This window comes from Sphaerisporangium dianthi (assembly GCF_042654065.1).
GTDB lineage: Bacteria > Actinomycetota > Actinomycetes > Streptosporangiales > Streptosporangiaceae > Sphaerisporangium > Sphaerisporangium dianthi.
This window is the reverse complement of the sequence record NZ_JBHSFP010000043.1, coordinates 24,455-47,332: the sequence shown is the minus strand read 5'-3', so window position 1 is coordinate 47,332 and position 22,878 is coordinate 24,455. Positions and strand designations below refer to the sequence as shown.

Below are 22,878 nucleotides of genomic sequence, written 5' to 3'. Positions count from 1 at the left end.
AAGAGGGAGCGAAGGGTGGTCGTTAAGGTATGGCCATGACGAGTCGCGTGCCCGGTGACTGGTACCGCTGGATTCCCGACCAGATCACGGCGGAGGACTACAGGGCGCTGCCCGAGGACTTCTGCCGCACGATCGAGGTGATCGACGGTCATATCGTCAAGTGCGAGAGTCCTTCGCGCATGCACAACCGTGTGGGAAGACGGCTGGCCGCGGCACTGGAGCAGGCGCGGAAGCCGGAGCCGTGCCTGCTGGTGGAGACCGATATCGACGTCCGGATCAGCGATGTTCCACTCAATCTCCGGCGACCTGATGTCACGGTGTTCCGCTGCCTGCCCGGCGACCGGCGCCTGTACGCGACGGACGCCGTACTCGTGGTGGAGATCGTCTCACCGGAGAGTTCGTTCCGCACCGACACCGTCGAGAAGAAGGCCGCCTATGCCGCGGCCGGGATTCCGGTCTATCTCATCGTCTTCCTCAACCAAGCGGGCGATGAGGTGGAACTCATCGAGGAGCATCGGCTGTCCGAAGAGAGATACGAGCTGGGGTGCGGGCACACCCGGCGTCTGTCTTTCGACGACCCGATCTCGGTCGACATATCGTTCGAGGCGCTGACGTCACTCTGACGGAGGCCGGGTCAGGGTGACGTCGAAGCCGGAGGTCACATTGGTGATCAGGGGATGGCGCCGGGGGTGATGAGGCCGGTCTCGTAGGCCAGGACCACCGCCTGTACCCGGTCGCGCAGCGCCAGCTTGGTCAGCACGTTGCCCACGTGGGTCTTGACGGTGGTCTCGCTGACCACGAGCTCGGTGGCGATCTCGGCGTTGGACATGCCCTTGGCGATCAGGCGCAGCACCTCCAGCTCGCGCTCGGTCAGTCGGTGGACGCGGGCCGGAGTGGCCTGCTGGTGGGCCGAGGGCAGCCGGGTGGCGAACTTGTCCAGCAGCCGCCGGGTCACGCTCGGCGCGACGATGGCGTCCCCGGCGGCCACGACCCGGATGGCCTGCACCAGCTCGTCGGGCGGCACGTCCTTCAGCAGGAAGCCGCTCGCGCCCGCGCGCAGGGCCTCGACGATGTACTCGTCCAGGTCGAAGGTCGTCAGCACCAGGACGCGGGGCACGTGGGCGCCCGGCGCGGCGTCGCGGACGATGCGCCGGGTGGCGTCGATGCCGTCCACTCCCGGCATGCGGATGTCCATGAGCACCACGTCGGGCAGCAACGCCCGTGACTGGTCCTGCGCGGTGGAGCCGTTGCCCGCCTCGCCGACCACGGTGATGTCGGGCTCGGCCTCCAGGATCAGCCGGAAGCCGGTGCGCAGAAGCGGCTGGTCGTCGACCAGCAGCACCCTGATAGTCATATGTGTGAGTCCTTGAGGGGGAAGCGGGCCCGTACCTCGAACCCGCCCCCCTGGCGCGGGCCGATTCGCAGGATTCCACCATAGAGCGCGACACGCTCGCGTATGCCCACCAAACCGTGCCCAGGACGGTCCTCCGGCCCGCGCGCGAGCCTGCCGCCGGCGCCCGTCCCGTCGTCCTCGACCTGCACCAGCAGCTCGCCGGGGTCGTGGCGGACGGTCACCCACGCCCGCGCGGCCGGCCCGGCGTGCCGCAGGCTGTTGGTCAGGGCCTCCTGGATCAGGCGGTAGGCGGCGAGGTCGATGCCCGGCGGGAGCGCCCGCCGCTCGCCCTCGACCCAGAGCTGGGCCCGCAGTCCCGCCTCGCGCATCTGGTCGACCAGCCCGGGCAGATCGACCATGCCCGGTTGGGGCGCCAGCTCGCCGGCCTCGCCGTCGGTGCGCAGCACCCCGACGATGCCCCGCATCTCGCGCATGGCGGTCCTTCCCATCTCCTCGATGGCCATCAGGGCGTCCTTGGCGGCCTCTGGGCGGGTGTCCAGCACCTTGCGGGCCGCGGCGGCCTGGACGGTCATCACGCTCACGTGGTGGGCCACCACGTCGTGCAGCTCGCGGGCGATGCGCGAACGCTCCTCGGCGCGGGCGGCGCGGGTGTCGGCCTCCCGCGCCCGCTCAAGCCGTTCGGCGCGGTCGACCAGCTCGGCCAGGTAGGCCCGGCGCAGCCGGATCGAGCGGCCCACCACCCATACGGTCAGCGCCACGACCGCGACGAACGTCTGCTGCATCCATCCGCCCACGTCGTCGCCGAGGAGCGTCGAGATGACGTAGGAGACGGAGGCGACGGTGGCGGCCACCAGGCTGAGCGCCAGCCCCCGGTAGGCGGCCACGGTGTAGAGCAGAATGAGCGAGACCAGCCCGGTGAGCCCGTCGTCGTAATGCAGGGCGGCGAGGACGATCTGCGCCACCTCGGCCGCGCAGAGCAGCACGAACGGCCAGCGCCTGCGCAGCGCGAGCGGCACGCAGCACAGCGCGATCAGGGTGAGGCTCAGGGCGTCCGGGGCGTCGACGGGGCCGGAGGCGCCCGTGGGGTCGCTGGTGCCGATGAGCACGGCCGTCGTGACCGACAGTCCGGCGAGGACCAGAGCGAGGGCCGAGTCGCCGATCAGGGGATGGGCTCTCAGCCAGGCTCGCGGGCTGCCGAGGGTCGTGCGCACCCTCTCAATTTAGGACGTCTGCGTTGCCCGCCACCCTGCTGAGGACGGATATCCTCCTCATCCCCCGGAAGGATCCGGGCTTCCACGTCCCGGCTCCGGCTCCGGCGTCCCCGCGTTCCCCGGCGGTCCCGCGCCGGGGGCCGTGGCTCTCAGGCGGCGTGGACGGGCTCCGCGGAGCGCTTGCGCCGTCCCGGCTCTCCGCCTTCCCCGTCACCGGCGGGGACCATGGGAAGCCGGAGTACGAAGCTCCTGGCGCCGCACGGCCGCAGATAGGCCCACAGCGTGCCGTGGTGGGCGTGAGCGATGCCACGGGCGATCGCCAGGCCGAGGCCGCCCTGCTCGCCCCAGGTGAAGGTGTCGAGGCGCGTGAAGCGCTCCATCCGCTCGCCGCCCGCGGCCGTGGCCCCGTCGCCGCCCGACACCACCAGTTCGGCGACGTCGCCGTCGCGGCGCACCCGCACGGAGACCGCGCCGCGGTTCTGGCGGCGTGCCTCGCCCAGCAGGATGGCCAGGGCCTTGGCCAGCTCGGACCGCACCGCCTTGACGGTGATCCCGCGGCTGGGAGAGGAGGCCGAGCCGGCTCCCGTGGAGATCGCCTCGGCGGCGAGTCTGGCGAGGTCGACCGGCTCGTGCCGGGTGGGCTCCCCGGCGTAGGGGCGGGCGAGCAGCAGCAGGTCGCCGATGGCCGCCTGCAACCGGCCGACGCCGTTGAGCGTCCGTGCCAGCAGACCGTCCAGGTCGGTCTGGTCCGGGTGCATCCGCGCCTCCTCCAGCTCGGCGCGCAGTCCGGCGACGGTGGTGCGCAGTTCGTGTGCGGCATCGGCGGCGAAGCGGCGCTGCTCCTCAAGGGCGGAGGCGGCCCGCCTCATGGCGCACTCGGCCCGCTCTCTCGCGAGCTCGGCCTGCCGACCTGCCTGGTCCGCCTCGTCTCTGGCCAGTTCGGCCTGCCTGCTGGCCTGGTCGAGCCGTGCGAGTTTCGCCTTGACGATCGGGTCGGTCATGCCGCCCTCCCTTCCGGCCGTCCGGGATGCGACGTCCGGTGCCGAAGTCCCCTTCATCTGCGATGCACTTCCAGGGAAGCATGCCGGAGGGCGGAAAAAGCGTCTTGACCTGGCACTCTCCAGACCGGGTCCATCAGTACCAGGCTAAGGGGGGCGGGTGGTCACGCCGGTGACGGCGCACGCGGACCGGGCGACCGGTCAACCGCCGAAGTGTCCCGCTTTCACGCCATGGCTGAACACGGTCCACTCGCTGGCCGCGAAGACCAGCGGGGGGCCGGACGGGCGTTTGCTGTCGCGCACGCCGACGCGGCCGCCGGACAGGCGGGCGACCTCGACGCAGTTGCCGCCGCTGCTGCCGGAGTAGGCGGACCTGAACCAGGTCGCCTCGCGCAGCTCGTCCTTCAGGTGGTCCATCGCTGAATCGTCTCCCTGATCAACTCGAGGGACGCACGCCGAGGGAGCGCCTCGGCGCGGATGACTTCGTACCGAACGGTGAGCTCTTCGACCTCCGCCGCCCGCTCGACGACCTGGCCGTGGCCTGCGGACTCCAGGTAAACGGTATCGGGCAGGCCGCGCGTCTGGGCGAGGATGAACCCCCCTTCGAGCCCTGTGGTGGAGTACGCGCTGAGGGGCACTATCTGGATCGTCACATACGGCAGCGCGCCGGCCTCCAGCAGGCGGCGCAGTTGGGCGGCCATTATCTGCGAGCTGCCGATCGGCCGGTGCAGCACCGCCTCGTCAAGGACCGCCCAGAGCATGGGCGGCTCCGGGCGGTCGAAGATGCGCTGGCGCTCCATGCGGGCCGCCACCTGCTCCTCGACGTCCTCAGGAGTGACGCGGGGCTCGCCGAGCAGGATCGCCCGCGCGTACTCCTCGGTCTGGAGCAGCCCCGGCACCACCAGCGGCTCCCAGGTGCGCAGCGTGCCCGCCTCGCGCTCGACCTCCAGCCACGGACGGAACCAGGACGGGGTGGAGGCGCGGTTGATGAACGGCCACAACCGCAGCAGCGCGCCGTCGAGTTGCAGGGCCTTGTCACAGCGCTCGGCGAAGTCGCGCGAAGGGGTGCGCCTGGCGTTCTCCACCATGCCGACCAGGGCCACCGAGAAGCAGATCTTCTGCGCGAGCTGGTCCATGGTCCAGCCGGCCGCCGTGCGGTGCCGCCGCAGCTCGTAGCCGAAAAGGGCCTGAGCGGAGGCGGCCGGGTCGAGTTCTCGGGGGGCGGGCATCCCGGCTCCGTTCGTCGGTTCTTACGGCTCTCCTGACGCCTTCCACAAGTCTTTACACACAAAGTGTCGAATACGCAATGGATGCCCATGGGTACCGTGCGTAGTCGCCGGGCGGCATTCTGGTGAGGGGGAGCGGCCGGCGGCTGAGTGAACGGCGGAGGCGATGACGAACATGCCACAGCTTCATCGTGAGCGAGCGGGGGGACGGAGTCCAGAGCGGCGCCGGGCTGAGGAGGGCCGATGATGCATCCCGGCTACGGCGGCCCTGACATCGCCGAGTCGCAGCGGCACGCCAACCTCGAGACCGTGCGGCGCGTACGCGAGACGGTCGCCGAGCTGGTGGGCGCCGAGCGCCGCCGCAGGCAGGCCGAGGGCCTGATGGTCTCACGGGACCTGGACCGCCGCCGGCTGGACGAGGCGGCGGCGGCCCTGGGGCTGCCACCCCTGCTCGACGAAGAGTGGGACGCCGTCAACGGCGGCTGACCCCCCACGGCGTGCCGGGGCGGGGCCGCCCGTAAGGCCGGAGGGCCGGGGCCGCCCGCAAGGCCGGAGGCCCGGATCAGGCGCCGCCGGCCGCGCCCGTGCCGCGGCCGGCGCTCACAGCTCGTCGGTGGCGGCGCGGCCGGCGCCCCTGATCGTGTCGCCGGGGCGCCGGTCGGGCACCGGCGGGGGAGTGCCGCCGAACTCCGGGCACAGGGCCTGGTAGTCGCACCAGTCGCACAGCCGGCTGCGGCGGGCCCGCCACTCGCGGGTGGTGAGCGAGCGCTCGATGGCCTCCCACAGCGCCTGCACCTTGCGCTCGGTCGCCAGCAGGTCGGCCTCGTCGGGGGCGTAGCGGACGATCTCGCCGTTGCCGAGGTACATCAGCTGGAGCAGCCGGGGCACCGTGCCGCGCAGCCGCCACAGCACCAGGGCGTAGAACTTCATCTGGAACAGCGCCTTGGCCTCGAAGTCGCGGCCCGGCGCGCTGCCGGTCTTGTAGTCGACCACCCGCACGTCGCCGGTGGGGGCGACGTCGACGCGGTCGATGTAGCCGCGCAGCATCAGCCCGCTGTCGAGCACCGCCTCCACGTACAGCTCGCGCTCGGCCGGCTCGAGGCGGCGCGGATCTTCAAGGGCGAAATAGCGTTCGAGCATCTGGCGCGCCTGCGCGACCCAGCGCTCGTGCTCGGCGTCGTCCTCGAACAGGGTGGAGTACTCGGGAGACCGTTCGAGCAGGCGGGCCCACTGCGGGTCGAGCAGGGCCTGCGCCGCCGCGACGTCGCGCTCGGCGGCCGGCAGGTCGTACAGCCGTTCGAGGACCGCGTGGACCAGCGTGCCGCGCACGGCGGCGGGGGAGGGCCGCTCGGGAAGCCGGTCGATCACCCGGAAGCGGTAGAGCAGCGGACATGTCATGAAGTCACCCGCGCGGGAGGGGGAGAGACTGCCGATGATCGCGGACGGCTCCGAAATGCTCATGCCGGAACTGTAGGTCAGCTCGCCGACACTTCAGGCCCAAGGCGCCGCTCCGGTAGGTCTTTCTGTACCTGAAGGCGCGTAGCATCGAGGCACAAGGAGGGAAGACGACAATCATGAGCACTCAGACCCCGCAACGCCCTGCGTCTCCGGGGCTGCGCATGGGAAGCCCTTTCGGCATCCCCGTCTACGTGTCCCCGACGTGGTTGATCGTCGCGGCGTTCATCACCTACAGCTTCCAGCCCGTGGTGGCGAGCGACCTGCCGGGCAGGAGCACGCTCACCACCTACGTGGTCGCCTTCGCGTTCGCCGTCTTCCTCTACGCCTCGGTGCTGCTGCACGAGCTGGCGCACTGCGTGATGGCCCGCTACTTCGGGCTCCCGGTGCGGCGCATCACGCTCTACCTGCTCGGCGGGGTCTCCGAGATCGAACGAGAGCCCGAGACGCCCTCCCGCGAGTTCCTCGTCGCCTTCGTCGGCCCGCTGGCGTCGCTGGGCCTCGCCGGCATCGGCTACGCCGTCAGCCAGGTCATCCCGGTCGAGACCATCCCGCACGTGCTGATCTGGCAGCTGTGGTTCTCCAACGCCATCGTCGGGGTGTTCAACCTGCTGCCCGGCCTGCCGCTCGACGGCGGGCGCATGCTGCGCGCCGGCGTGTGGAAGGTCACCCGCAACTCCGTCACCGGCACCAAGGCCGCCGCCTGGTTCGGGCGCGGACTGGCCGTCGCCCTGGTGGTGATGGTCCTCGGCTCCTCCTTGGTCGCCCAGCAGGAGCCCGACTGGGGCCAGCTGCTGTGGGCGGTGCTCCTCTCCTCGTTCATCTGGATGGGCGCCAGCCAGTCCCTCCAGGTCGCCAAGGTGCGCGCCCGCATGCCGCAGCTGCAGGCCCGCACGCTCGCCAGGCGCGCCATCGCGGTCACCGCCGAGGTGCCGCTGGCCGAGGCCATGCGCCGCGCCGGCGAGGCGCAGGCCGGCGCCATGGTCGTCGTCGACCACGACGGGCACCCCATCGCCATCGTGAACGAGGCCGCCGTCGCCGCCACACCCGAGCAGCGGCGCCCGTGGGTGAACGTCGGCTCGCTGGCGCGCAGCCTCGAGCCGTCGCTGGTCCTGCCCGCCGACCTGTCGGGCGAGTCGCTGATCGACGCCATGCGCGAGACCCCGTCAGGGGAGTACCTGCTGGTCGAGCGGGGCGGGGACGTCTACGGCGTGCTGGTCACCGCCGACGTCAACCGCGTCTTCATCGGGGTCTGACCCGAAGATCGCCTCTCCCCTGAGCCCGGCCCGCGGGCGCGAAAACCTCCGGCGCCGTTCAGGCGTCTGATCTTAGGTACGCGCGGCGGGGTCACGGGGGCGGAGGTCGCCGGATCACTCCCTGGTCTCCCGGCGTGCGGCACGGCTACCGTCCCGATCAGCCGATCCGTTCGGCGAGCAGGTTAGGAAACCTCGATTGGCCACGCCTCGCACACCCCCCGCCAGCGGTGATCTGACGCCGGAGCTGCTGGGCGCGCCCGTCTGGAGCGACCGGCTGGTCGCCGCCGCGGGCATCCCCATGTACGACATCCCCTTCCTCACCGTCGGGGGCGGCATCGGGTCGTTCGTCACGCTCGACTACCTGCGCGTGTACGGCGTGCCGGCATCGCAGATGCGCGTGGTGTCCAACATCGACCATCCATGGCAGACCTACGAGTTCCTGACCAGGTGCTCCCAGATCCCGAGGTCCGAGCGCATCCGCTCCGACTCCTCCTCGCGGCCCGACAACCTGTGGGGCTTCCCGTCGTACGCCCTGGAGGAGGCCTGGCGCGAGAAGAGGCCGTCCTACCTGTGGCAGATCGCGACCGAGCCCGTCTTCAACGACTACTGGACGCCGAGGGCGGGCACGGTCTTCCGCAACCTCGAACGCGAGGCCAGGCGCATCGGCTACTGGGACATGCTGGTCAAGGGGCAGGTCCGCATGGTGCGCCGCAGGGAGGGCGGAGGCTACTTCACCGTCGTGACCCCGCCGGAGGGCGCCGCCCCCACCAAGCGCATCGTCTTCCGCTCCCGGTTCGTGCACCTCGCGATCGGCTACCCCGGCCTGAAGTTCCTGCCCGACCTGCAGGAGTTCCGGCAGAAGTACGGCGACTACCAGCACGTGGTCAACGCCTACGAGCCGCACGAGCAGGTCTACGAGTTCCTCAAGACCCGCCCCGGCACGGTGGTGATCCGCGGCGGCGGCATCGTCGCCTCCCGCGTGCTCCAGCGCCTGTTCGACGACCGCGAGCGGCTCGGCCTGCAGACGCAGATCATCCACATCTTCCGCACGTTCGTCACCGGCGCGCACGGCCCGAACCTCTGGTCCCGGCGCAAGGGCGGGGACGGCTGGGCCTACCAGGGCTTCAACTACCCGAAGTCGGTGTGGGGCGGCCAGCTCAAGGCGGAGATGCGCAAGCTGGAGGGCGCCGAGCGCGCCCGAAAGTACAAGGAGATGGGCGGCACCAACACCCCCAGGCGCCGGCGCTGGCAGGAGCAGATGCGCGAGGGCCGCCGCGGCGGCTACTACCACGCCGTCCAGGGCACCGTCGAGCGCGTCGAGCCGGCCCCCGACGGCCGCATGATGAGCTACGTGCGCAGCAAGGACGGCACCGTCCGCGAGCCGGTCTCCGACTACATCATCGACTGCACCGGGCTCGAGGCCGACATCGCCGAGCACCGCGTCTTCGCCGACCTGCTGCGGCACGGCGGGGCCTGCCGCAACCCGGTCGGCCGCCTGGAGGTCGAGCGCCACTTCGAGGTGAAGGGCACCGCGAGCGGTGACGGGGCGCTGTACGCCTCCGGCTCGGCCACCCTCGGCGGGTACTTCCCCGGCGTCGACACCTTCCTCGGCCTGCAGATCGCGGCCCAGGAGATCGCCGACGACCTGGCCGGCCGCGGCTTCTGCCGCAGGATGGGCCCGATGCGCTCGACCTCGCAGTGGTTCAAGTGGGCCCTCAACAAGCCGGTCTAAGGAGACTGCCCCCGTGGTTCCAACGTTGTCCGGCCGCATCCAGACGCGGCTGTTCCTTCTCGCCACCGTGGGCGTGGTGGTGACGGCGCTGATGGTGCCTCTGCTACCCGGCATGTCCGGCCCGCCGACGCGGGACTACCGTGTCGCATACGCGGTGCTCGCGGCGGTCGCGGTGCTCGGCGTGGTGTGGGAGCTGATCTACCACTTCCTCATGCAGTTCCGCTGGGAGAAGGATTGGCCGAGTCTGTTCGGGCTGCTCACTCTGATCCCAGAAGGACTTCTGCTGTTCTTTTTGCTACGGTCCGGTGCCATCGGTAGCCTCATCGACCCGGTTCCGCCCGCCGCCGCCTTCTGGACGCAGTTCGCCGTCGTCTGGATCTGTGTTTGGCTGGTGGCCAACGGCCCGATGCGGGTGCCGTTCATCCGGTGGCGTTTTCGGGGAGGGAGAGTTCTGTGACGGAGCAAGGCGTGGGGGTGGTGCGTCCGCTTCCCGGCAACGGGTTGATCGCCCATGTGGGCGGCCTGCTGCTGGTATGCGACGCGGCCGACGCCGTCGCCGAGGAGCTGCTCGCCGCGGTCCGTGAGACCGCCGCGTCCGGCGGCGACGGCAGGGCCCTGGCCCGGCGCGCCGCCCAGGTCCTCGCGCGGTCGATGACGGCCGAGCCGATCGCCTGCGCCCTCGCCGGCCGCGTGGGCGGCGGCATCGCGGTGCTGGTCAGCGGCGACGCCCAGGCGTCCGTCACCGGGCCGGGCACCGAGGTGCGGCTGGACGGCAAGGATGCCCTGACCTGGACCGACCGGCTGGTCGCCGGGCCGGTGTCGGCCGTCGAGCTGCGCCTGCCCGACGCCGGGCCCCCGATCAGGCGGGCGCGCCTTGACTCGGGCGTGATCCCCGGCGGCGGCGTCAGCTGCTCCTTCACCGAGGGCGACGACCAGGAGGCGGCGCCCGCCGGCGGGTCCGGCGCCGTCCGCCAAGGAATGGCAGCCGAGCCTTTCCCGGGGCCCGGGCCCGCGATGACGTCCGGCCCGTCCGCCGCGGCGGGGCCGGTCGAGCCCGACCCCGAGCCCGAGTCGTCCCGTCCCCGGCCCGGCGCGTCCGCGCCGTACGGCATGGGTCCGGCGTCCACGCCCGGGTCCGCGCCCTACAACATGGGCTTGGCGTCCACGCCCGGGCCCGCCCCGGCCGAGTCCGCCCCGCCGCCTCCTCCTCCCGTCATCCCCGAGCCGGCCCCGGCGCCCGAGCACGAGTCGTCGCCGTCCTTGCTCACCGATCCCGAGATGGCCGCCGTCGACCCCGGCGGTCCCGGCCACGGCGAGTCGCCCGACTTCGAGTCGTTCCTGCTCGGCGAGGGAGGCGAAGAGCGGTCCGAGACGGCCGGCGCGCTGCTGGAGCCCACCGAGTCGGGCCCGGCCCCCGAGCCGCTCAGCCGTCCGATGGTCTACGGCGTCGACTGCAAGAACGACCACTTCAACGACCCCCGCGTCCCCTACTGCGCGGTGTGCGGCATCGCTCTGGTGCAGCGCACGCTGGTGCCCTACAAGGGGGAGCGGCCGCCGCTCGGGGTGCTCCTGCTGGACGACGGCCTGACGCTGAGCCTCGACAGCGACTACCTGCTCGGGCGCGACCCCGAGCGGGCGCCGGAGGTCACCTCCGGCGAGGCGCGCCCGGCCAGGGTGACCAGCCCCGACGGCTCGGTCTCGCGCCGCCACCTGCGGGTGCGGCTCGACGGGTGGGACGTCAACCTGATCGACCTCGGCTCGGTCAACGGCACCCAGGTGCAGCCGCCGGGGGACCCGAACTTCTACGACATCCCGCCGAACGAGCCGGTGCCCATCCTGCCGGGCACCACCGTCCGCATCGGCGTGTCCCGCACGATGCGCTACGAGTCCCACCGCAAGGCCTGACCGCCGGCGGCCCGGCCCTCACCCGGGCGGCTCCCCTCGTGGGGCGAGCCGCCCATCGGGGTGCGGGGCCGCCGGCGGGTGCGCCGGGGGTCAGGGACGTGCGGGGACGGCCGTCGCCCAGTCCATCGGGTCGGCGTCCTGCTCGGCGCGCACCAGCAGGTGCGCGGCGGGCGGGTCGGTGCCCTCCGCGGCGACCACCAGCGCGCCGTCCGGCGGCTCGGCGGCCGTGGCGGCGTCCACTCCGAGCCGGCCCAGGCGCTGGGCCAGGGAAGCGCCCTTGACCCCGCCGAGCACCAGCAGGGGGCGGCCCATGGCCAGGGCGAGCTGCAGCGCGACATGGGCGGCGGCGTCGCCCTGCTCGTGATGCACCGCCACGGGCCCGTCGGAGGCGTCCGCGCCGGGCATCACCGTGATGAACCGGCAGGTCGCCTCCCCGGCGATCCGCTCGTACCCGGGGGTGTCCCAGGGCACCACCACCAGGTCGGGGTGCGCGCCCGTGACCAGCGCCGGCAGCTCGCCCGCCACGTCCGCCGAGAACCGGCTCACCACCCGCGCCTCCACGCCGTGCCCGCGCACCACGGAGGCGAGGGCCTCCAGAGCGCCCAGCGTCTCGGTCATCTGGGCCAGCTCGAAGGACAGGCCGGTGCCCACCTCCGGCCGTCCCCGAGGGTAGGGCTGCAGGTGCGCGAGCAGCACCTCCGAGGGGGTGCGCGCGCTCGCCAGCGACGCGGCCAGCCCGGCGAGCGGCCCGGCGTCCCCGGGCGGCCCGGGTATCACGGTCAGCACCCGGAAGGCGGCGCTCACCCCCAGCGCCGTGCGCTCGGCCTCGGCGATGTCCCGGGCGATCCGCCGGTCGGGGTAGACGCGGCGCAGCAGCGGCCCGGTCATCGCGGTGGTGAGCAGCGCCATGAGCACCATGAGCGAGTACAGCTCACCGTCGAGCACGCCCTTCTGCAGGCCGACCGACAAGATGACGATCTCGGTGAGGCCGCGGGTGTTCAGCAGCGTCGCGAGGGCGGCCGCCTGGCGCGCGGGCACGCGCTGCAGCCGCGCTCCGAAGTAGGTGCCGAGCAGCTTGCCGCCGATGGCCACCGCGAGGATGGCGGCGAGAACCCCGAGGCTGGTGACCGTCATCGTGCGCAGGTTGACGTTCAGCCCCGACACCACGAAGAACATCGGCAGCAGGAGCAGGACCGCGAGCTGCTCCAGCCGTTCCAGGATCAGGTGGCTGAGCCGCTCGGCGCCTTCCCGGGGCATCACCGCGCCGAACAGGAACGCGCCGAAGATGAAGTGCACGTGCATCCACTCGGTCGCCCACGCCGAGGCGAGCAGGCCCAGCAGCACCACCGACAGCAGCCCGGGGGTCAGCCGCCCGGCCCGCTCGAAGGCCGGCACGAGCCTGGCCAGCAGGGGCCGCACCACCAGGAACATCACCGCCGCGTACGGCACGGCGAGCAGGACCTGCCACTGGCCGCTCGCCGCCTCGGCGCCCGCGATGCCGACGACGACGGCAAGGACCGTCCAGGCCAGCACGTCGATGATCGCGGCGGAGGCCAGCGCGAGCCCGCCGAGAGTGGTGCGGTGCATCTCGCGGTCGGTCAGCACCCGCGCGAGCACCGGGAAGGCGGTCGCCGACATCGCGGCGCCCATGAACAGCACGAACGGCAGGGTCTTGCCCTGCGCGTGCCCGGCCGCCAAAAACAGCGCGAGCGCCGCCCCGAGCGCGAACGGCACGGTGGTGGAGCCGATCGCGATGCTCGCCGCGACCTTGCCCTTGCCGCGCACGAGCTCCTGGTCCAGTTCGAGGCCGACCACGAACATGAACAGCACCAGGCCCACATCGGCCAGGGCGGTCAGCGCGGGCCGCATGTCGGCCCCGAACAGCTCGCCGCCGATCCATGGGCCGAGCAGCGTGGGGCCGAGCAGGACGCCCGCGACGATCTCGCCGATCACCGGTGGCTGGCCGATGCGCCTGGCCAGGGCGCCGAGCAGTCGCGCGGCGGCGAGCACGATCACAAGGTCAAGCAGCAGCACTTCGACGCGCAGCATCGAACCCGTCCCCGCAGATAACCGGAAAGTCTGATCGAAGCCCCCGACGATGGTCGACGCGACGCTATCGCGACCGGGCCCGGCGTCGCGAGAGCCGGCGCCGCCGTCGGGTGGCCGGCGCCCGGGCGCCCCTCAGGCGCGGGCGGCGCGTTCGACGACGGCGGTGAGCTCGGCGCCGGTGAGGACGCGCGGGTCGCCGATGGTCCTGGCCTGGACGTAGACGGCGCAGAGCCACTCCAGCAGGCGGGCGGCCGCAAGCGCCTGCGGAAGGCCGGCGCCGACGGCGACGGCGCCGTGGTTGGCCATCAGGGCCGCCAGCCGGCCTTCCAGGGCCGCGCGGACGTGCTCGGCGAGCTCAGGGGTGCCGTAGGTGGCGTACGGCGCCACGCGGATGGGGCCGCCGAGCAGCATCACGTTGTAGTGGATCGCCGGCAGCTCGCTCATCGTGGCCGACACCACCACGGCTTGCGTGGAGTGGGTGTGCACGATCGCCGAGGCGCCGGTGCTCTGGTAGATCGCCAGGTGCATCGGCACCTCGGAGGACGGCTTGAGCCCGCCCTCCACCACCTGGCCCGACATGTCCAGGACGGGGCAGTCGTCGGGGGTGAGCCGGTCCAGGGCCACCCCGCCAGGGGAGACCGCCACCAGGTCGCCGGCGCGGACGCTGATGTTGCCCGAGGTGCCGAGCACCAGCCCGGTCTCCACCATGCGGCGGCCGGTGTCGCACAACTGTTCCCGCTCTCGCGCCAGCCTCATCTGGTTCCTTCCTGCCGGATCGCCGTCGGTGTCCTGGCCCGATCATGACGCACGGGCGTGCCTCGCCCGCTCACGGGGTCAGGCGGTCCAGTTCGGCGCCCATGAGGCGCGCGAGGGCGTCGGAGGCGAGACGGTCGGGGTACAGGAGCCGGTGCAGGCTCAGCCCGTCCATGAGGGCGAGCAGGCGCTCGGTGACGTCGTCGAGGTCCTCGCCGGTGACGATCTCGCCCGCCGCCGCGGCGGCGTCGAGCAGGGTGCGCACGAGATAGCGCAGCTCGCCCGCCTCCTCGCGCTGCACCTCCAGCAGCCTGCCGCCTGCCAGGCTGCGGCCCCAGAACCCGACCTCGAGGGCGGTCTCCTGCTCGCGTTCCTCGTCAAGGGGGAGGTTGTCCCACAGCACCTCGCGAAGGGCCGAAAGCCCCGAGCGCCCGGTGAGCTTGTCCTTCAGCCGCCGCACGATGCGCCGGTGGGAGGACCTGAGCGCCGACAGCAGGATGTCGTCCTTGTCGGCGAAGTAGTGGGTGAGCACGCCGTTGGAGTAGCCGGCCTCCTTGGCGATGGCCCGGGTGGTCGCGGCGTCGATGCCCTCGCGGAGGATGACCCTGCGGGCGGCGTCGACGACCTCCTCGCGGCGCTCCTGGTGGTTGACGATCTTCGGCATTCCCGTCCCTTCGCCCGGAGACCCGATGTCGATGCCTTGACATTTTAGTCGGACGCCCGTCTATTATCCGGCAATCCTCGTTATCCGCCGTCTCCGACGAAGGAACCGCCATGACCGTCCTCACGCTCGGGGTGCACATCGTCGACGTGCTCGCCAGGCCCGTCGAGTCCATACCGCAGGGTCAGGACACCCACCTGCTGGAACAGATCAGGGTCACGGCGGCGGGAGCCGCCGCCGGCACCGCCGTCGACCTCGCCAGGATCGGAGTGCCCGTCGCCTCCGCCGGGGCGGTCGGCCAGGACGAATTGGGCGATCTGCTCCTGACGCTCATGGAACGGCACGGCGTGGACGTGCGGGGCGTCGTGCGCAAGGCCGGCGAGCAGACGGCCGCGTCGATCCTGCCCATCCGCCCCGACGGCGGCCGGCCCTCCTTCCACGTGCCCGGCGCCAACCTGACCTTCGCGACCGCCGATCTCGACCCCGGCCAGGTGACCGGGGCGCGGGTGGTCCACCTCGGCGGCATGGACGTCACCTGGGGGCTGCACGACCCGGTCTTCTTCGAGATGCTCGGCGCCGCCCGGCAGGGCGGGACGCTGGTCACAATGGACCTGCTGTCCAACATGCCCGACCTCGTGCAGGGCGCCCGCGCCTTCCTGCCCTACGTCGACCACTTCCTCCCGAACGAGGAACAGGCGCTGATGATCACCGGTGCCACCGGTGTGGAGGAGGCGGCGGCCCGGCTGCTCGCCGAAGGCCCGGCGGGCGTGCTGATCACCCTCGGCGCCGAGGGCAGCCTGGTCGCCACGGCCGCCGGCACGGTCCGCGTGCCCGCCCTGCGGGCGGCCGTCGTGGACACCACCGGGTGCGGCGACGCCTACTGCGCCGGGTTCATCGCCGGCCTGCTCGACGGCCGCGAGATCACCGACGCGGCCCGCCTCGGCACCGCTCTGGCCGCCCGGGTCGCCGGAGGCCTCGGCTCCGACGCCGGCCTGGACGGCCTGACCCTCGACCACCTCGGCCACCTCGCCCGCGAGGGCGTCCAGGACCCCCACGCCACAGAAGGGATCTGAGCGATCATGTCCGAGAGAGCGTCCGACGCCGAACTGCGCGACAGGGCCGCCAAGGTCGTCCCCGGCGGCATGTACGGCCATCTCAACGCCGCCATCTTCGCCCCCGGCTACCCCCAGTTCTTCGTCCGGGGCGACGGCTGCCGCCAGTGGGACGCCGACGGGCGGGAGTACGTCGACCTGATGTGCAGCTGGGGGCCGGTCATCCTCGGCCACCGGCATCCGCGCGTCGAGCGGGCGGCGGCCGCCCAGCAGGCCGCCGGCGACTGCCTGAACGGGCCCGGCCCGGTCATGGTCGAGCTCGCCGAGCTGATGGTCGACCTGATCCCCTCGGCCGACTGGGTGATGTTCTCGAAGAACGGCACCGACGCCACCACCCAGGCGCTCATGGTCGCCCGCGCCGCGACGGGACGCACCAAGGTGCTGGTCGCCCACGGCGCCTACCACGGGGCCGACCCCTGGTGCACGCCGAGCCTGGCCGGCACCACCCCGAACGAGCGGGCCGACCTGATCGAGTACCCCTACAACGACCTGGCGGGCGCGCAGGCCGCCGCCGCCCAGGCCGAGGGCGACGTGGCCGCGATCATCGTCACGCCGTTCAAGCACGACTCCTTCGAGGACCAGGAGGCCGTCGACCCCGCCTTCGCCCAAGGGGTGCGCGCGCTGGCCGACCGCATCGGCGCCGCCCTGGTGATCGACGACGTGCGCGCCGGCTTCAGGCTGGACCTGCGCGGCTCCTGGGAGCCGTTCGGCGTGCGGCCCGACCTGACGGCCTGGAGCAAGGCCATGGCCAACGGGTACGCCATCGCCGCGGTCACCGGCACGGACGCGCTGCGCGGCCCCGCGCAGACGCTGTACTCCACCGGGTCGTTCTGGTTCTCGGCGGTGGCCATGGCGGCGGCGAAGGCCACCATCGAGACGCTGCGCGACGTCGACGGCCCCGCCTTGATGGAGCGGGCGGGGACGCGGCTGCGCGAGGGCCTGGCGGCGCAGGCGGCCTCCCACGGGTTCGTGGTCAAGCAGACCGGCCCTGTGCAGATCCCCTGGCTGTCGTTCGAGGGCGACACGACCCTGGAGAAGGGCATGTACTGGTCGGGCGCGTGCCTGAAGGAGGGGGTCTACCTGCACCCGTGGCACAACTGGTTCCTGTCGGCGGCGCACACCGACGCCGACATCGACCGGGCGCTGGCCGGCACCGACGCCGCCTTCGCGGCGCTGCGCGCCGAGTTCGGCGCCGACTGATCGGCGCCGGCCGAAGGGGACACCGCACCGGTCGTGACCGGCCGGCAGGACGCTACCGGTCGCCGGGGACGCGCGGGCGGTGTCCCGTGAGGGCGCCGGGTGAGGACGTGGGGGCGACCTCGCGCATGCGCACCCACTGCAGGTCGTCGTGCCGGGTGCCGTCGAGCTGCTGCAACAGCTCCTTGAACAGGGCCTCCTGCTCGAAACCGGCACGCCGCAGCACGCGGTGGGAGGGGATGTTGTCCGGTGCGGTGCCGGCCACGATGCGGTGCAGGGAGGTGTGCGTGAACGCCCACTCGCACAGCAGGTTCACCGCCCGGGTCATGAACCCCCGGCCGCGGAAGCGCCCCGCCAGGCTGTAGCCGATCATGGCCTGGCCGAGCAGCGGGTTGACCTGCATGAGCTGGATGTGGCCGGCGAACTCGCCGGTGGCGGCGTCGCGGACGCCGAGCTCGGCCCGCTCGCCCGCCAGCCACCAGGTGCCCGTGCAGTGCGACCGGTACAGGGTCTCCTCGGGGTCGGGGGCCTGCGGGGGGACGCTGCGGGCGAGCACGTCCGGCTCGCTCATCATGGCCTGGTAGGCGTCGGCGTCGTCCGGGGTGATCGGCTCCAGCCGCACCACGCCGTCCGACAGCGCCCCGCCGGGCAGGTCGGGCAGGTAGGACCGCTGCGGCGTCCCGGGGTCGGTGGCAAGGCGCGCGAACATCACCAGGTCGTCGCGGCCGCCGTCCCTGCGGGGCATGGCGCCGCGCTGGACGCCCTCGCGGCGGTAGCCGGCGGCCATCGCCACGCGCTGGCTCGGGGTGTTGGAAAGGTCGGCGAGCAGCTCCACCCGGTGCGCGCCGTGCTGGAAGGCCCACTCGGTGAGGGCGCGGGCCGCGACGGTGGCCACGCCCCGCCTGCGCGCCCAGGGGGCGACCAGGTAGCCGATCTCGGTGTTCCCGCGGACGTCCGGCGGCTTGAGCGAGAAGTTGCCGAGCCAGGCGCCGCCCGCGGCCGGGTCGGTGACGGCGAGGGCCGCGCCACCCGTCCTCCACAGCTCAGGGGCGATCTCGGTGACGTAGTCGCGCGCGTCGCCGGCGGTGTAGGGCACGGGGATGGCCGGGATGAACCTGGCGATCTCGGGATCGGCGCAGGCCCGCGCGATGGCGTCGACGTCGTCCTCGGTGGCCGGGCGCAGGAGGAACGGGCCCGCCGGGACGGCGTCATGGGGAAACCGGGGAAGCATGGCAAAGAGGTACCAGGAACGGGCGCGGAGGGCCAATCCTTTCTCAGCGGGATCCGCCACCCCAGAAGCCGCGTTCGACCTCATAGCGGTCACCCCTGTGCCCGGTTGCGCCCGCGCGAGCGGGCGGCGGGCGGATATAGCCTTGCGCGCATGGGTTTCCGCAGGCACGGGCCGTTCCGGCCCGGTGATCAGGTACAACTGACCGACCCCAAGGACAAGCGTCACACCGTGACGCTCAAAGAGGGCGGCGTCTTTCATACGCACAAGGGCTCCATCCCGCACGACGACCTGATCGGGCTTCCCGAGGGCTCGGTGGTGCGCTCCTCGGGAGGCACGCCTTACCTGGCCTTCCGCCATCTCCTGCAGGACTACGCGGTGTCGATGCCGCGCGGCGCGGCGGTCGTCTACCCCAAGGACGCCGCGCAGATCGTGGCCATGGCCGACGTCTTCCCCGGCGCGAAGGTCGTGGAGGCCGGCGTCGGGTCGGGGGCGCTCACCTGCTTCCTGCTGCGCGCGGTGGGAGAGAGCGGGCAGGTCACCTCCTACGAGCGGCGCGAGGACTTCGCCGAGGTGGCGCGCAGGAACGTCGAGAAGTTCTACGGCGGCCCCATGCAGCAGTGGCGCTTGGTGGTGGGCGACCTGGTGGCCTCCCTCGACGAGACCGACGTCGACCGGGTGATCCTCGACATGCTCGCGCCGTGGGAATGCGTGGACGCGGCGGCCAAGTCCCTGACTCCTGGTGGTGTTATCTGCTGTTATGTAGCGACAACGACACAGTTGTCGCGTACGGTGGAAAGCCTCCGCGATCACGGAAGTTTCACTGAGCCGCATTCGTGGGAAACCTTGGTCCGCGACTGGCATGTCGAAGGTCTCGCCGTACGCCCGGGTCACAGGATGGTCGGGCACACGGGCTTCCTCGTCATGGCCCGTCGCATGGCGGACGGCGTCACGCCCCCGCCCAGGCGCCGGCGCCCCGCCAAGGGCGCGTACGGGGAGGAGTCGAGTACGTGAGCTCCGAAGCCGGCTGTGGCGTTTCGGTAAACAATCATGCCCGCTCGCGCACCATGGGAACAGAAACCTGTGTGACGCTGCTTACAAGCAATAGTCGCCTATAAGGCTTTTAACACTGAACACTGGATGTAATGACACGAACACTCCCTGGCCAGGTTACGGATGCCCCCGAGATAGGTAGGGTCTTGAGTAGTCGCCCTCGACTGGGAAGGAGGTGACTGTGGCAGCTCGCGATGACGCTGAGGCTCGAGCCGCCCAGCGCGAACGGGAGGTCGCCGACCTCACAACTCAGGTCTCCTTCCTCCAGGAGGAGATCACCGCTTTGCGCCGGAAGCTCGCCGAGTCTCCACGGCAAGCCCGGGTCCTCGAGGAACGTCTCCATGAGTTGCAGGCCAATCTGGCCGCGGTCACCGGACAGAACGAACGTCTGGTGGCCACGCTCAAGGAGGCCCGGGACCAGATCGTGGCGCTCAAGGAGGAGGTCGACCGGCTGGCCCAGCCGCCCTCCGGCTTCGGTGTCTTCCTGGAGGCCCGTGACGACGGCACCGTCGAGGTGTTCACCGGTGGGCGCAAGCTCCGGGTGAACGTCAGCCCCGCGGTGGACGTCGACACCCTCAAGCGCGGCCAGGAGGTCATGCTCAACGAGGCGCTCAACGTGGTCGAGGCGCTCGGCTACGAGAGCGTCGGCGAGATCGTGATGCTCAAGGAGCTTCTCGAGGACGGCCAGCGCGCGCTGGTCATCTCCCACGCCGACGAGGAGCGCGTGGTCCGCCTCGCCGAGTCGCTGTTCGACCAGCCCATCAGGGCCGGCGACTCCCTGCTGCTCGAGCCGCGCTCCGGCTACGTCTACGAGCGCATCCCCAAGTCCGAGGTCGAGGAGCTCGTGCTCGAAGAGGTCCCCGACATCTCCTACGAGGAGATCGGCGGGCTCTCGCGGCAGATCGAGCAGATCAGGGACGCCATCGAGCTGCCCTACCTGCACGCCGACCTGTTCCGCGAGCACAAGCTGCGTCCCCCGAAGGGCGTGCTGCTCTACGGCCCGCCCGGTTGCGGCAAGACGCTCATCGCCAAGGCGGTGGCCAACTCGCTGGCCAAGCAGGTCGCCGAGAAGACCGGCCAGTCCGGCAAGAGCTTCTTCCTCAACATCAAGGGTCCCGAGCTGCTGAACAAGTACGTCGGCGAGACCGAGCGGCACATCCGCCTGGTCTTCCAGCGGGCCCGCGAGAAGGCCTCCGAGGGCACCCCGGTGATCGTGTTCTTCGACGAGATGGACTCGATCTTCCGCACCCGCGGTTCCGGCGTCTCCTCCGACGTCGAGAACACCATCGTCCCTCAGCTGCTGTCGGAGATCGACGGCGTCGAGGGCCTGGAGAACGTCATCGTCATCGGCGCGTCCAACCGCGAGGACATGATCGACCCGGCGATCCTGCGGCCCGGCCGCCTGGACGTCAAGATCAAGATCGAGCGGCCGGACGCCGAGGCGGCCAAGGACATCTTCTCGAAGTACATCACCACCGAGCTGCCGCTCCACGAGGAGGACCTCGGCGAGCACAGCAAGTCGCGCGAGGCGACCGTCGCCGGCATGATCCAGCGGGTCGTCGAGCGCATGTACACCGAGAGCGAGGAGAACCGCTTCCTCGAGGTGACCTACGCCAACGGCGACAAGGAAGTCCTGTACTTCAAGGACTTCAACTCCGGGGCCATGATCCAGAACATCGTGGACCGCGGCAAGAAGATGGCCATCAAGGCGTTCCTGGAGACCGGCCAGAAGGGCCTGCGCATCTCGCACCTGCTCGCCGCCTGCGTCGACGAGTTCAGCGAGAACGAAGACCTTCCCAACACCACCAACCCCGACGACTGGGCGCGCATCTCCGGCAAGAAGGGCGAGCGCATCGTCTACATCCGCACCCTGGTGTCCGGGAAGCAGGGCACGGAAGCCGGCCGGTCCATCGACACGGTCGCCAACACCGGCCAGTACCTCTGATTGACACCGGCATGCGACGGCGTGGTTCCTCCCGGAGCCGCGCCGTCGCTGTTTCCGCCCCGGCGAAACGGGCAGCGAGCCAGAGGGTCTGGTTGCGCGGGCGACGGTCTAGGCTCGTGGTTACGGACGGCGTGACGGTGGCGGTCCGGGTGCGAGAGAGCACAGATGAAGGGCTGAGAGCGTGACGGTACGGCGGGTGATGGGCATCGAGACCGAGTACGGCATTTCCGTACCCGGGCAGCCGGGCGCGAACGCGATGGTGACCTCCTCACAGGTGGTCAACGCCTATCTGGCGGCCTCTGCCGCCCGGGCGCGCCGGGCCAGATGGGACTTCGAGGAGGAGAATCCACTTCGCGACGCCCGCGGCTTCGACCTGGCCCGCGAGATCGCCGACCCCACCCAGCTCACCGACGAGGATCTCGGGCTGGCCAACGTCATCTTGACCAACGGGGCCCGGCTCTACGTCGACCACGCCCACCCCGAGTACTCCACCCCCGAGTGCACCAACCCCCGCGCGGCGGTGATCTGGGACAAGGCCGGCGAGCGCGTCATGCACGACGCCGCCGTCCGCGCCTCCGCCATGCCGGGGAACGCTCCCATCCAGCTCTACAAGAACAACACCGACAACAAGGGCGCCTCCTACGGCTGTCACGAGAACTACCTCATGCGGCGCGCCACGCCTTTCGCCGACATCGTGCGCCACCTGACCCCGTTCTTCGTGTCCCGGCAGGTGGTCTGCGGCGCCGGGCGGGTCGGCATCGGGCAGGACTCCCGCGGCGAGGGCTTCCAGATCAGCCAGCGGGCCGACTTCTTCGAGGTCGAGGTCGGGCTCGAGACCACCCTGAAGCGGCCGATCATCAACACCCGCGACGAGCCGCACGCCGATCCCGAGAAGTACCGCCGCCTGCACGTCATCATCGGCGACGCCAACATGTCCGAGATCTCCACCTACCTCAAGCTGGGCTCCACCGCCCTGGTGCTGGCGATGATCGAGGACGGCTTCCTCACCGGCGACCTGTCGGTCGAGAGCCCCGTGGCGGCCCTGCGCGCGGTCTCCCACGACCCGACGTGCAAGCACGAGATCACCCTGCGCGACGGGCGCAAGATGACCGCCGTCCAGCTCCAGATGGAGTATCTCGAGCAGGCCCGCAAGTACGTCGAGGACCGCTTCGGCGCGGCCGTCGACGACATGACCAAGGACGTGCTCAACCGCTGGGAGTCGGTGCTCACCCGCCTCGCCGAGGACCCCATGCAGCTGTCCAGAGAGCTCGACTGGGTGGCCAAGCTCGAGATCCTCGAGGGGTACCGCTCGCGCGACGGGCTGCCCTGGTCGCACCCGCGGCTGCAGCTGGTCGACCTGCAGTACTCCGACATCCGCCCCGAGCGGGGCCTGTACAACCGCCTGGTCGCCCGCGAGCGCATGCAGCGCCTGGTCACCGAGGACGACGTCCAGCGGGCGATCGAGCTGCCGCCCAACGACACCCGGGCCTACTTCCGCGGCCGATGCCTGCGCCAGTACAGCGAGTCGGTGGCGGCCGCCTCGTGGGACTCTGTGATCTTCGACATCCCCGGCCGCGAGTCCCTGCAACGCGTGCCCACCTTGGAGCCGCTGCGCGGCACCAAGGCCCACGTGGGAGAGCTGCTCGACCGCTGCCGCACCGCCGCCGACCTGGTGAGCGCTCTCACCGGCGAGCGCTGAGCCGCCGCGCTCCCGCCCGGCCTCGCGCCGGGCGGGAGCGCCCG

At 71.5% G+C, this 22,878-nt stretch carries 21 protein-coding genes; 11 read left to right on the top strand and 10 right to left on the bottom strand.

The annotated features are described in order from the left end of the window. Positions 1 to 35: 35 nt before the first annotated feature. Positions 36 to 623 (top strand): Uma2 family endonuclease, encoded by a 588-nt coding sequence (locus ACFO60_RS36705; RefSeq protein ID WP_380850609.1) that lies wholly within the window; start codon positions 36 to 38, stop codon positions 621 to 623. Positions 624 to 670: 47 nt separating this feature from the next. On the opposite strand, the gene ACFO60_RS36700 is transcribed toward ACFO60_RS36705, so the two are convergent. The 5 genes from ACFO60_RS36700 to ACFO60_RS36680 form a co-directional block, all read right to left on the bottom strand. Then, positions 671 to 1,354 carry a response regulator gene (locus ACFO60_RS36700; protein WP_380850607.1) on the bottom strand — a complete coding sequence of 228 codons (684 nt, stop codon included), beginning with the start codon at positions 1,352 to 1,354 and terminating at the stop codon, positions 671 to 673. Further along, positions 1,351 to 2,565 (bottom strand): sensor histidine kinase, encoded by a 1,215-nt coding sequence (locus ACFO60_RS36695; protein WP_380850604.1) that lies wholly within the window; start codon positions 2,563 to 2,565, stop codon positions 1,351 to 1,353. The genes ACFO60_RS36700 and ACFO60_RS36695 overlap by 4 nt, the downstream gene beginning before the upstream one ends. A 149-nt stretch (positions 2,566 to 2,714) precedes the next feature. Next, a complete protein-coding gene (locus tag ACFO60_RS36690; protein ID WP_380850601.1) occupies positions 2,715 to 3,566 on the bottom strand; it encodes a sensor histidine kinase in 852 nt (283 codons plus the stop codon). Positions 3,567 to 3,764: 198 nt separating this feature from the next. Continuing rightward, positions 3,765 to 3,980, bottom strand: a complete 216-nt coding sequence (locus ACFO60_RS36685) for a DUF397 domain-containing protein (protein WP_380850598.1) — start codon at positions 3,978 to 3,980, stop codon at positions 3,765 to 3,767. Further along, positions 3,968 to 4,792 carry a helix-turn-helix domain-containing protein gene (locus ACFO60_RS36680; RefSeq protein ID WP_380850595.1) on the bottom strand — a complete coding sequence of 275 codons (825 nt, stop codon included), beginning with the start codon at positions 4,790 to 4,792 and terminating at the stop codon, positions 3,968 to 3,970. The genes ACFO60_RS36685 and ACFO60_RS36680 overlap by 13 nt, the downstream gene beginning before the upstream one ends. A 240-nt stretch (positions 4,793 to 5,032) precedes the next feature. Here ACFO60_RS36680 and ACFO60_RS36675 point away from each other — a divergent pair, with 240 nt between their 5' ends. Next, positions 5,033 to 5,275 (top strand): hypothetical protein, encoded by a 243-nt coding sequence (locus ACFO60_RS36675; RefSeq protein ID WP_380850592.1) that lies wholly within the window; start codon positions 5,033 to 5,035, stop codon positions 5,273 to 5,275. A 114-nt stretch (positions 5,276 to 5,389) separates the two neighbouring features. Here the strand turns inward: ACFO60_RS36675 and ACFO60_RS36670 are convergent, their stop codons facing one another. After that, positions 5,390 to 6,250: a RecB family exonuclease gene (locus ACFO60_RS36670; protein ID WP_380850589.1), complete on the bottom strand. Its 861-nt coding sequence runs from the start codon at positions 6,248 to 6,250 to the stop codon at positions 5,390 to 5,392. Positions 6,251 to 6,363: 113 nt separating this feature from the next. Here ACFO60_RS36670 and ACFO60_RS36665 point away from each other — a divergent pair, with 113 nt between their 5' ends. The 4 genes from ACFO60_RS36665 to ACFO60_RS36650 all read left to right on the top strand — a co-directional run bounded on the left by ACFO60_RS36665 (position 6,364) and on the right by ACFO60_RS36650 (position 11,137). Then, positions 6,364 to 7,500, top strand: a complete 1,137-nt coding sequence (locus ACFO60_RS36665) for a site-2 protease family protein (RefSeq protein ID WP_380850586.1) — start codon at positions 6,364 to 6,366, stop codon at positions 7,498 to 7,500. 196 nt (positions 7,501 to 7,696) lie between these two features. After that, the gene (locus tag ACFO60_RS36660; RefSeq protein WP_380850583.1) at positions 7,697 to 9,232 is read left to right on the top strand and encodes a hypothetical protein; all 1,536 of its coding nucleotides are present in this window, start codon (positions 7,697 to 7,699) and stop codon (positions 9,230 to 9,232) included. Positions 9,233 to 9,245: 13 nt separating this feature from the next. After that, entirely contained in the window at positions 9,246 to 9,689 is a 444-nt protein-coding gene (locus ACFO60_RS36655) for a hypothetical protein (RefSeq protein ID WP_380850580.1), read from the top strand. After that, entirely contained in the window at positions 9,686 to 11,137 is a 1,452-nt protein-coding gene (locus tag ACFO60_RS36650) for an FHA domain-containing protein (protein ID WP_380850577.1), read from the top strand. Before ACFO60_RS36655 ends, ACFO60_RS36650 begins: the two co-directional genes overlap by 4 nt. Before the next feature lie 90 nt (positions 11,138 to 11,227). Here ACFO60_RS36650 and ACFO60_RS36645 read toward each other — a convergent pair whose 3' ends face one another. The 3 genes from ACFO60_RS36645 to ACFO60_RS36635 all read right to left on the bottom strand — a co-directional run bounded on the left by ACFO60_RS36645 (position 11,228) and on the right by ACFO60_RS36635 (position 14,603). Beyond that, complete coding sequence (locus tag ACFO60_RS36645) at positions 11,228 to 13,186, bottom strand: cation:proton antiporter (RefSeq protein ID WP_380850574.1); 1,959 nt, start codon at positions 13,184 to 13,186, stop codon at positions 11,228 to 11,230. 132 nt (positions 13,187 to 13,318) lie between these two features. Then, a complete protein-coding gene (locus ACFO60_RS36640) occupies positions 13,319 to 13,942 on the bottom strand; it encodes a class II aldolase/adducin family protein (protein ID WP_380850571.1) in 624 nt (207 codons plus the stop codon). Between the two features lie 70 nt (positions 13,943 to 14,012). Continuing rightward, positions 14,013 to 14,603 (bottom strand): TetR/AcrR family transcriptional regulator, encoded by a 591-nt coding sequence (locus ACFO60_RS36635; protein ID WP_380850568.1) that lies wholly within the window; start codon positions 14,601 to 14,603, stop codon positions 14,013 to 14,015. A 110-nt stretch (positions 14,604 to 14,713) separates the two neighbouring features. On the opposite strand from ACFO60_RS36635, the gene ACFO60_RS36630 reads away from it, so the two are divergent. Continuing rightward, positions 14,714 to 15,673: a carbohydrate kinase family protein gene (locus ACFO60_RS36630; protein ID WP_380850565.1), complete on the top strand. Its 960-nt coding sequence runs from the start codon at positions 14,714 to 14,716 to the stop codon at positions 15,671 to 15,673. Between the two features lie 6 nt (positions 15,674 to 15,679). After that, positions 15,680 to 16,912: an aminotransferase class III-fold pyridoxal phosphate-dependent enzyme gene (locus ACFO60_RS36625; RefSeq protein ID WP_380850562.1), complete on the top strand. Its 1,233-nt coding sequence runs from the start codon at positions 15,680 to 15,682 to the stop codon at positions 16,910 to 16,912. Between the two features lie 52 nt (positions 16,913 to 16,964). On the opposite strand, the gene ACFO60_RS36620 is transcribed toward ACFO60_RS36625, so the two are convergent. Continuing rightward, a complete protein-coding gene (locus tag ACFO60_RS36620; RefSeq protein WP_380850559.1) occupies positions 16,965 to 18,140 on the bottom strand; it encodes a GNAT family N-acetyltransferase in 1,176 nt (391 codons plus the stop codon). Positions 18,141 to 18,290: 150 nt separating this feature from the next. Between ACFO60_RS36620 and ACFO60_RS36615 the strand changes: the two genes are divergently transcribed. The 3 genes from ACFO60_RS36615 to dop all read left to right on the top strand — a co-directional run bounded on the left by ACFO60_RS36615 (position 18,291) and on the right by dop (position 22,834). After that, positions 18,291 to 19,151 carry a tRNA (adenine-N1)-methyltransferase gene (locus ACFO60_RS36615; RefSeq protein ID WP_380850556.1) on the top strand — a complete coding sequence of 287 codons (861 nt, stop codon included), beginning with the start codon at positions 18,291 to 18,293 and terminating at the stop codon, positions 19,149 to 19,151. Positions 19,152 to 19,371: 220 nt separating this feature from the next. Then, a complete protein-coding gene (arc, locus tag ACFO60_RS36610; protein ID WP_380850553.1) occupies positions 19,372 to 21,135 on the top strand; it encodes a proteasome ATPase in 1,764 nt (587 codons plus the stop codon). 181 nt (positions 21,136 to 21,316) lie between these two features. Beyond that, a complete protein-coding gene (gene dop / locus ACFO60_RS36605) occupies positions 21,317 to 22,834 on the top strand; it encodes a depupylase/deamidase Dop (protein WP_380850550.1) in 1,518 nt (505 codons plus the stop codon). Positions 22,835 to 22,878: the final 44 nt, after the last annotated feature.